6 protein-coding genes are annotated in these 7,959 nt (G+C 65.7%); 1 reads left to right on the forward strand and 5 read right to left on the reverse strand.

The window, feature by feature from the left end; translation table 11 throughout:
- Positions 1-21: 21 nt before the first annotated feature.
- The 5 genes from AC3A6F_RS23700 to AC3A6F_RS23720 are packed head-to-tail and all read right to left on the reverse strand — an operon-like array spanning position 22 to position 5,148.
- Positions 22-2,229: a type IV pilus secretin PilQ gene (locus tag AC3A6F_RS23700; RefSeq protein ID WP_487685848.1), complete on the reverse strand. Its 2,208-nt coding sequence runs from the start codon at positions 2,227-2,229 to the stop codon at positions 22-24.
- Positions 2,230-2,241: 12 nt separating this feature from the next.
- A complete protein-coding gene (locus AC3A6F_RS23705; protein WP_487685852.1) occupies positions 2,242-2,778 on the reverse strand; it encodes a pilus assembly protein PilP in 537 nt (178 codons plus the stop codon).
- Positions 2,775-3,497, reverse strand: a complete 723-nt coding sequence (locus AC3A6F_RS23710; RefSeq protein WP_487685855.1) for a type IV pilus inner membrane component PilO — start codon at positions 3,495-3,497, stop codon at positions 2,775-2,777. The genes AC3A6F_RS23705 and AC3A6F_RS23710 overlap by 4 nt, the downstream gene beginning before the upstream one ends.
- Entirely contained in the window at positions 3,494-4,126 is a 633-nt protein-coding gene (locus tag AC3A6F_RS23715) for a PilN domain-containing protein (RefSeq protein WP_487685858.1), read from the reverse strand. The genes AC3A6F_RS23710 and AC3A6F_RS23715 overlap by 4 nt, the downstream gene beginning before the upstream one ends.
- The gene (locus AC3A6F_RS23720) at positions 4,126-5,148 is read right to left on the reverse strand and encodes a pilus assembly protein PilM (RefSeq protein ID WP_487685861.1); all 1,023 of its coding nucleotides are present in this window, start codon (positions 5,146-5,148) and stop codon (positions 4,126-4,128) included. Before AC3A6F_RS23720 ends, AC3A6F_RS23715 begins: the two co-directional genes overlap by 1 nt.
- 363 nt (positions 5,149-5,511) lie before the next feature.
- Here AC3A6F_RS23720 and AC3A6F_RS23725 point away from each other — a divergent pair, with 363 nt between their 5' ends.
- Positions 5,512-7,845 carry a penicillin-binding protein 1A gene (locus AC3A6F_RS23725; RefSeq protein WP_487685864.1) on the forward strand — a complete coding sequence of 778 codons (2,334 nt, stop codon included), beginning with the start codon at positions 5,512-5,514 and terminating at the stop codon, positions 7,843-7,845.
- Positions 7,846-7,959 lie beyond the last annotated feature (114 nt).

Raw genomic sequence — 7,959 nt, forward strand, 5'->3', positions numbered from 1 at the left:
TCGGTTGGGGTTAAAGTCGGTTCAGCGCGTTCCAGCCACGTTTTCGTTCACGATCTTCGGGGTGATGAAGACCAGCAGCTCGGTCTTGCTATGCTCGGTGCCGGTGGTCTTGAACAGATAGCCCAGCAGCGGGACGTCGCCCAGCAGCGGCACCTTGGTCACGTTATTGCGCTCGGTCTGCTGGTAGATCCCGCCCAGCACCACCGTGCCGCCGTTCTCGACCATCACCTTGGTCTTGACGTGCTGGGTATTGATCGCGAAGCCGGCGCGCGTCTCTTCACCCTTCGAATCCTTGTTGACGTCCACTTCAAGCACCACGTTGCCGTCCGGCGTGATCTGCGGCGTCACTTCCAGGCGCAGGTTGGCCTTCTTGAACGAGATCGAGGTGGCGCCGCTGCTGGTCGCCTGCTCGTAGGGCAGCTCGACGCCCTGCTCGATCACGGCGATCTGCTTGTCCTCGGTGACCACGCGCGGGCTCGAGATGATCTTGCCCTTGCCGTCGGCTTCCAGCGCCGACAGTTCCAGGTTCAGGAAGCGGTTCGCGGCCGACGAGAACAGCGAGAACGCCAGCGTCGACGGGGCGATGCCGCCGATGCCGGCCGCCGGCAGGTTGACCATGGTGGTGTTGTCGATGCTGCTGGTGGCAGGCGTCTGGCCGGTGACCTGGCCGACGCCGGCCAGGTTGCCGCCGATCGCGACGCGCTCGTTGCCGCTGATCTGCCAGCCGGAGTCGCCGCCGCGCTGGGTGCGCAGGTCGTTGAAACCGAGCTTGGCGCCGAGGTTGCGCGAGAAGCCGTCGTTGGCCTCGACCAGGCGCGCCTCGATCAGCACCTGCTTGGAAGCGATGTCGGTCTTCTGGATCAGTTTGCGGATGTCCTCGATCTTGGAGGCGATGTCGGTCACGAACAGCTGGTTGGTGCGCGGATCGATGATCGCGCTGCCGCGCCGCGACAGCACGCGGTTGCGCCCGCCAGCGTCGCTGCCCGAGGTCGCGCCGCCGGCGTCCAGGCCGAACACGTTGCGGAACGATTCCGCCTTCTGGTAATTGAGCTGGAAGATCTCGGAGCGCAGCGGCTCGAGTTCGGCGATCTGGGCGCGCTGCTCGAGTTCGAGCTTTTCCTTGGTCAGCAGTTCTTCCTTCGGCGCGATCCACACCACGCTGCCGTTCTTGCGCTGGTCCAGGCCCTTGGCGGTCAGGATCACGTCCAGCGCCTGGTCCCACGGCACGTCCTTCAGACGCAGGGTCAGCGAACCGGTGACCGAATCGCTGGCGATGATGTTCAGGCCCGAGATATCGGCCACCGCCTGCAGCGCGGCGCGCACTTCGACGTCCTGGAACTCGAAAGAGAGCTTCTCGCCGCGATAGCCCTGCGGATTGTCGCGCGAGCCCGGGCTGCTGCGATTCGGGTCGCCTTCCACCTTGCGCACCTCGACCACGAGCTGGGAGTCGCTCTGGAACACCGACTGTTCCCAATCGCCTTGCGCCTCGACCGTCATGCGCACATTGTCGCCCTGGGCAAGGGTCGAGACGCGGGTGACCGGCGTGCCGAAATCGGTCACGTCCAGGCGCCGGCGGAGCGTCTCCGGCAGGCGCGCATTGAGGAAGTCGACGGTCACGCCGCTGGCGGTCTGGCGCACGTCGACCGCCACCTGATTGGCGGGCAGGTCGACCACGACCCGGCCGGCGCCATTGGCGCCGCGGCGGAAGTCGAGGTCGCGCAGTTGAGGGCGCGTTGCGGGCAGCGCGGCCGCAGCACCAGTTGCAGCAGCCACCGCCGGCATGCCGCTGGCGTCGAGCGCGCGCGCCACGCCGCCCGAGCCTTCCACCGTCACGATCACCGACTTGCCGTCGATCGTGGTGGCATAGTTGAGGGCGCGCGCCAGGTTCAGCACCAGTCGGGTACGCTCGCCGGCCTGCACCACGTTCAGGTTGCGCACGTCGCCCAGGTTCATCTCGTGCACCGTCTTGCCGGTGGCGTTGGCGGTGGCGCCGAAGTCGAGCGCAATGCGTGAGGGATTGGTGATCGCAAAGCCGATCGGCGCACGTGCCGGGACCTCGCGCATGGTCACGTTGATGACCACGTTGCTGCCCTGCTGGTTGGCCGTGATCGACTCGATCGCGTTGCCCTGGGCCAGGGCGGCGCCGGCGCACATCATGAGCATGAGTGCGGCCGCGGCGCGCGCCAGCCAGGCCGGCGGGGCAATGCGAATCTTGACGTTGAAGGTCATTTACTGCTCTCCTTATTTTGCCGCAGCTCGGTGCTGCAGCTCGATGTGGGCCATGCGTTCAACCCAGTCGCCAGTGGCGTCCTGCACCGATTCTTTGATCTCGATGGCGCCCTCGCTCACACGCGTGATGCGCCCATAGTTCTGTCCAATCCGCTGGCCGCTGCGCACCCGGTACAAGGAGCGCTCGACCTGCACCAGCGCGTAAGTCACGCCGCCCTTCTGGATCGTGCCGACCATCCGCATCGTGTCGAGCGGGAAGGTCTCCATCAATTCCTTCGGCCGCTCCAGGTCGGGCTGGTTGGCATTGCTGCTGGCTTGCGCCATGCGCGCCATCTCGCCCAGCAGCTTGCCCGGATCGAAGGGGTCAAGCGCCTGGCGCGCATCGTAGCCGTAGGGCTCGAAGGTCTTTGGCTCCGGCAGCGGCTTGACCTTCGGCACGGTCTGCTTTTCCACCTCTTTCATCCAGGCCCGGGTCTCGCCCACGCCGCCGTCGCCGCAGGCGGCCAGCAGGCTGCCTGCCAGCAGCACCATCAGTCGTGCGCGCATCATTTCTTGCCCCCGGTCTTGGTCTTGGCCTTGGCGCTGTTCTTGTCCTTACCTTTGCCCTTGCCTTTGCCCTTCTTCTTCTCGGCCGCGCGTTCGGCGCGCTGGGCCGCCAGCTCTTCCTGGTCGAGGTAGCGGAAGGTCTTGGCCACCGCCTGCATCCCCAGGCTGCCGTCCTTGCCGACCTGCAGGTTCAGGTTGTTCAGGGTGACGATGCGCGGCAGGTTGGCCATGTCGGCGGCGAACGCGCCCATGTCGTGGTAACGGCCGTTCACCTTGATGTCGATCGGCAGCTCGGCGTAGTAGTCGCGCACCACTTCCTGGCCCGGCTTGAACAGCTCGAACTGCAGGCCGCGGCCGACGCCCGACTGGTTGATGTCGGACAGCAGCGAATACATTTCGGACTTGTTCGGCAACTGCTTCTCCAGGCGCACCACGTACTGGTCGACCTGGGCCTTCTGCGCCTTGAGCGCTTCCAGGTTGATTGCCTGCGCCATCTTGGTCTTGTACTCCGCGCGCAGCTTTTCCTCGTCGCGCGCGCCGCGTTCCTGGGTCGCGAACTGGTCGCTCCAGTAAAAGTAGTAGCCCAGGCCGACGACCACCAGCAGCACGCCGGCGGCGCACAGCAGGCGCGGCGCCAGCGGCCACTGGCCGGGCGGACGGCCCTGCAGGTCCTGGAACTGCGCCGCCAGCCGGGCGCCGAGGTCTTTGATGTCGATGTTCATGACTTCTCCGCCGCACGCCTGGCCTTGGCCGGCTGCGCGCCGTCCAGCGCCTGCTCGCCGTCGTCGCTCAGGCGCGCGCGCTTGATCGACACGCCGAGCGTGAACTCGACCACCTTGCGGCTGGACTTGCCCTGGGCCAGGCTGATGGCGCGGACCTCGGTCAGGTCCGGGTTCTGCAGCCACGCCGAGCCGCTCGACAGGTTGCGCAGCAGCTCGGCCACCCGCTCCTGCGACTGCGCGTTACCGGTCAGGATCACGCGCTGGCCGCTCTGCTTGACCGATTTCAGGTGCACGCCTTCCGGCGTCTGGCGCACCAGTTCGTCGAGCAGATGCACCGGCTGGTTGCGGTCGCCCTGCAAGTCCTCGACCGCCTGCTGGCGCGCCTGCAGGGCCGCGATGTCTTCTTTCAGGTTGGTGATCTCGCCGATCTTCTTGTCCAGCTCCGCGCTGGCATTCTTCAAGACGTCGTTGCGCTGGTTCTGGACCGAGATCTGGCTGGCGTTATAGGCGCCGACCAGCATCACCACGATGGCGCCTATAACGCCGCCCAGCGCCATCAGGGCGACGAAGGCGGTCTGCTTCTGCTTGCGCTTGGCCTCGCGGTGAGGCAGCAGGTTAATCCGGATCATCAGCCGAACCTCCGCAGCGCCAGGCCGCAGGCGACCAGGTAGGCCGGGCCGTCCTGGCGCAGCTGGTGTTCGCGCACGCCGGGGCCGAGCTGCATGCCCTCGAAGGGCGCCGCGAGGCTGACCGGGAGGCGGGTGCGACTGGCCACGATGTCGAGGATCCCGGGCAGCAGCGCGCAGCCGCCGGCCAGGTACAGGCCGTCGATCCGGGTGTACGGGGTCGAGGTGTAGAAGAACTGGATGGCGCGGGTGATTTCCAGCGCCGCGCTTTCCAGGAACGGCGCCAGGATGTCGGCGCGGTAGTTCTCGGGCAGGTCGCCCGCCTTCTTGCGCGTCTCGGCTTCCTCGAACGCCATGCCGTAGCTGCGCACGATGTCCTGGGTCAGCGCATTGCCGCCGAAGGGTTGCTCGCGCTCGTAGACCGCTTCGCCACCCAGCAGCACCGACACGTGGGTGGCGTGGGCGCCGATCTGGAACAGGGCCACGATCTGGTCCTGCCGTGGCAGGGCGGCCTGTTCGAGCGCGCTGCGCGCGGCGTACGATTCGATGTCCATCACGGTGGCGGTGAGGCCGGCGGCTTCGGCGATCGCGACCCGGTCCTCGACCTTTTCGCGGCGCGCGGCGGCCAGCATCACTTCCATGTCGTCGGGCGAATTCGGCGCCGCGCCGATCACGTCGAAGTCGAGGCTGACCTCATCGAGCGCGAACGGGATATACTGGCTGGCCTCGGACTCGACCTGTACTTCCAGCTGGTCTTCCGATAAACCGGCCGGCAGGATGATCTTCTTGGTGATCACGGCGGCGGGCGGCATGCCGAGCGCCACGTGGCGGGCGCGGGTGCCGCTCTTCTTCCAGACCCGGCGCACCGCGTCGGCGACCTGGTCCATGTTTTCGATATTGCCGTCCACCACGGCGCCGCGCGGCAACGCCTCGGTGGCGTAGCGCTCCAGGCGCACGATACCCTTGCCGGCATCGGCCAGCTCGACCAGGCGGACGCCGGACGTGCTGATATCGAGCCCAACCATCGGCGGACTCGATTTACCAAACAAGGAACCCAGATTGATCACCAAATACACCCCTTGGCTGCAGAATGGGCGTGAAATCGCCCGGAATTGGATATTGTCGTAAACAGAACAGTTATTTGCTTCTTATAACTTTCTTATAAAAATCCGGTACTTACGTGCAGCACCGCCTCGGATCGTAGCAACAAAGGATGACTACGGACAAGAAATTTCTGCACTGGAACACCCTATTCAGGGCGTGCGCGCCACACTCTGGTGTTTTCATTGCCAGGCCAATATTGCCCTTGAGTTCCATTAAGCTCCGGCCAGTATCGGGCTCCAAACCGCTGCCTTATAATGAGGCGGATCAACAAAGTGAAAGTCAGCATGAAAGAGAAACAAGCAGCACCCTCTTCTTCCTCGAAGTTCAGCCCTAAACGCCTGGTCCTGATGGCCGTCGCCGGCCTGTTCGGCCTGGGCGCCATCGGCGTGCTGGTGCTCGTGTTCGCCCTGGCGATGGCCTACCCGAACCTGCCGGCGCTGGACACGATCACCGACTACCGGCCCAAGATGCCGCTGCGCATCTTTACAGCCGATAACGTCCTGATCGGCGAGTTCGGCGAGGAGCGCCGCACCCTGGTCCACTTCAAGGACATCCCGGACGTCATGAAGAAGGCCGTGCTGTCGATCGAGGACGACCGTTTCTACGAGCACAGCGGCATCGATTACCTGGGGATCCTGCGCGCCGCCTTCCGCAACGCCACCGGCGGCGCGCGCCAGGGCGCCTCGACCATCACCCAGCAGGTCGCGCGCAACTTCTTCCTGTCGTCCGAACAGACCTTCAAGCGCAAGGCCTACGAGGCCCTGCTGGCCTGGAAGATCGAGAAGAACCTGTCCAAGGACCAGATCCTCGAGCTGTACATGAACCAGATCTACCTGGGCCAGCGCGCCTTCGGCTTCCAGTCGGCGGCCCAGATCTATTTCGGCAAGGACCTGCGCGACATCACCGTGGCCGAAGCGGCCATGCTGGCCGGCCTGCCGAAGGCCCCGTCGGCCTACAACCCCGTGGTCAACCCTACCCGCGCCCGGACCCGCCAGCAATACATCCTGCAGCGCATGCACTCGCTCGGCTATATCAACGACGCGCAATTCGCCCAGGCGAAGGAAGAGCCGCTCAAGATCAAGACCGACAGCACCGCCTTCGGCGTGCACGCCGAATACGTGGCCGAGATGGCGCGCCAGCTGGTCTACGAGCAGTTCAAGGAAGACACCTATACCCGCGGCCTGAACGTGTTCACCACCATCACCAAGGCCGACCAGGACGCCGCCTACCTGGCCCTGCGCCGCGGCGTAATGGACTACGAGCGCCGCCGCCCCTACCGCGGCCCCGAATCGTTCATCGACATCCCGGGCGCCAAGGCCGAAGCGGATGAAGCGATCGAGGCCGAGCTGGCCGAGCATCCGGACAGCGACAACATCATCGCCGCCGTTGTGCTGCAGGCCTCCGCCACGCAGGTCCAGGCCACCATCGCCTCGGGCGACACGATCACCATTTCGGGCCAGGGCCTGGCGTTCGCGCGCGCCTGGCTGTCGGACAAGGCGGCCCCGAACCGCCGCGTGCGTCGGGGCGCCGTGATCCGCGTGATGCAGGACGACGAGTCGAAGTGGCTGATCACGCAAATGCCGGAAGTCGAATCGGCCTTCGTGGCGGCCAATACCGAGGACGGCTCGATCCGCGCCCTGGTCGGTGGCTTCGACTTCAACCGCAACAAGTTCAACCACGTGACGCAGGCCTGGCGCCAGCCGGGTTCCTCGTTCAAGCCCTTCATCTACTCGGCGTCGCTCGAGCGCGGCCTGTCGCCGGCGACGATCGTCAACGACGCCCCGATCAGCTTCGATGCCGGCCAGACCGGCGGCCAGGCCTGGGAGCCGAAGAACTACGACAACAAGTACGAAGGTCCGATGACCATGCGGCGCGGCCTGACCTCGTCGAAGAACATGATCTCGATCCGCATCCTGAACAAGATCGGCGCGCGCTACGGCCAGGAATTCGCGGGCCGCTTCGGCTTCGAACCGGAACGCAATCCGGCCTACCTGACCCTGGCGCTGGGCGCCGGCGCCACCACCCCGCTGCAGATGGCCGGCGCCTACGCGGTGTTCGCCAACGGCGGCTACCGCATCAGCCCCTACCTGATCTCGAAGGTCACCGACAGCGACGGCAAGGTGCTGTCCGAGGCGCGCCCGGCGCGCGCCGGCGATGAAGCCAACCGCGTGATCGACGCCCGCAACGCCTTCCTGATGGACAGCATGCTCAAGGACGTGGTGCGCTACGGCACCGCGGCCAAGGCGATGGCGCTCAAGCGCACCGACCTGGCGGGCAAGACCGGCACCACCAACGACTCGATCGACGCCTGGTTCGCCGGCTACCAGCCGAAGGTGGTGGGCATCGCCTGGATGGGCTACGACAAGCCGCGCAACCTGGGCGCCCGCGAAACCGGCGGCGGCCTGGCGCTGCCGATCTGGATCGGCTACATGCAGAAGACGCTCAAGGGCGAACCGAACGTCGAGCGCGAAGTGCCGGCCGGGCTGGTGCAGTACGGGTCGGATTACTATTACGCCGAGACGCCGCCGGGCAGCGGGGTCGAGACGCTGGACGTGGGGCCGCCACCGGCGCCGGAACAGCAGAAAGAGCGTGATGCGGTGAGGAACGAGTTGTTCTAAGCAGGACCGTTAGCCTAAAAGTCGTCGTCCCCGCGAAGTGATGTGACCCCTTAAACTGAGACGGGTGGATGTTCGTTTAGACGGCCTGGGCTCTGTATTGCACAGGACTCAGGC

This window comes from Massilia sp. Soil_C_3 (assembly GCF_057657035.1).

Bases quoted from the DNA above. Each gene is read 5' to 3' on its own strand.
- AC3A6F_RS23700 (WP_487685848.1), bottom strand. From the start codon at position 2,229: ATGACCTTCAACGTCAAGATTCGCATTGCCCCGCCGGCCTGGCTGGCG.
- AC3A6F_RS23705 (WP_487685852.1), bottom strand. From the start codon at position 2,778: ATGATGCGCGCACGACTGATGGTGCTGCTGGCAGGCAGCCTGCTGGCC.
- AC3A6F_RS23710 (WP_487685855.1), bottom strand. From the start codon at position 3,497: ATGAACATCGACATCAAAGACCTCGGCGCCCGGCTGGCGGCGCAGTTC.
- AC3A6F_RS23715 (WP_487685858.1), bottom strand. From the start codon at position 4,126: ATGATCCGGATTAACCTGCTGCCTCACCGCGAGGCCAAGCGCAAGCAG.
- AC3A6F_RS23720 (WP_487685861.1), bottom strand. From the start codon at position 5,148: ATGGTTGGGCTCGATATCAGCACGTCCGGCGTCCGCCTGGTCGAGCTG.
- AC3A6F_RS23725 (WP_487685864.1), top strand. From the start codon at position 5,512: ATGAAAGAGAAACAAGCAGCACCCTCTTCTTCCTCGAAGTTCAGCCCT.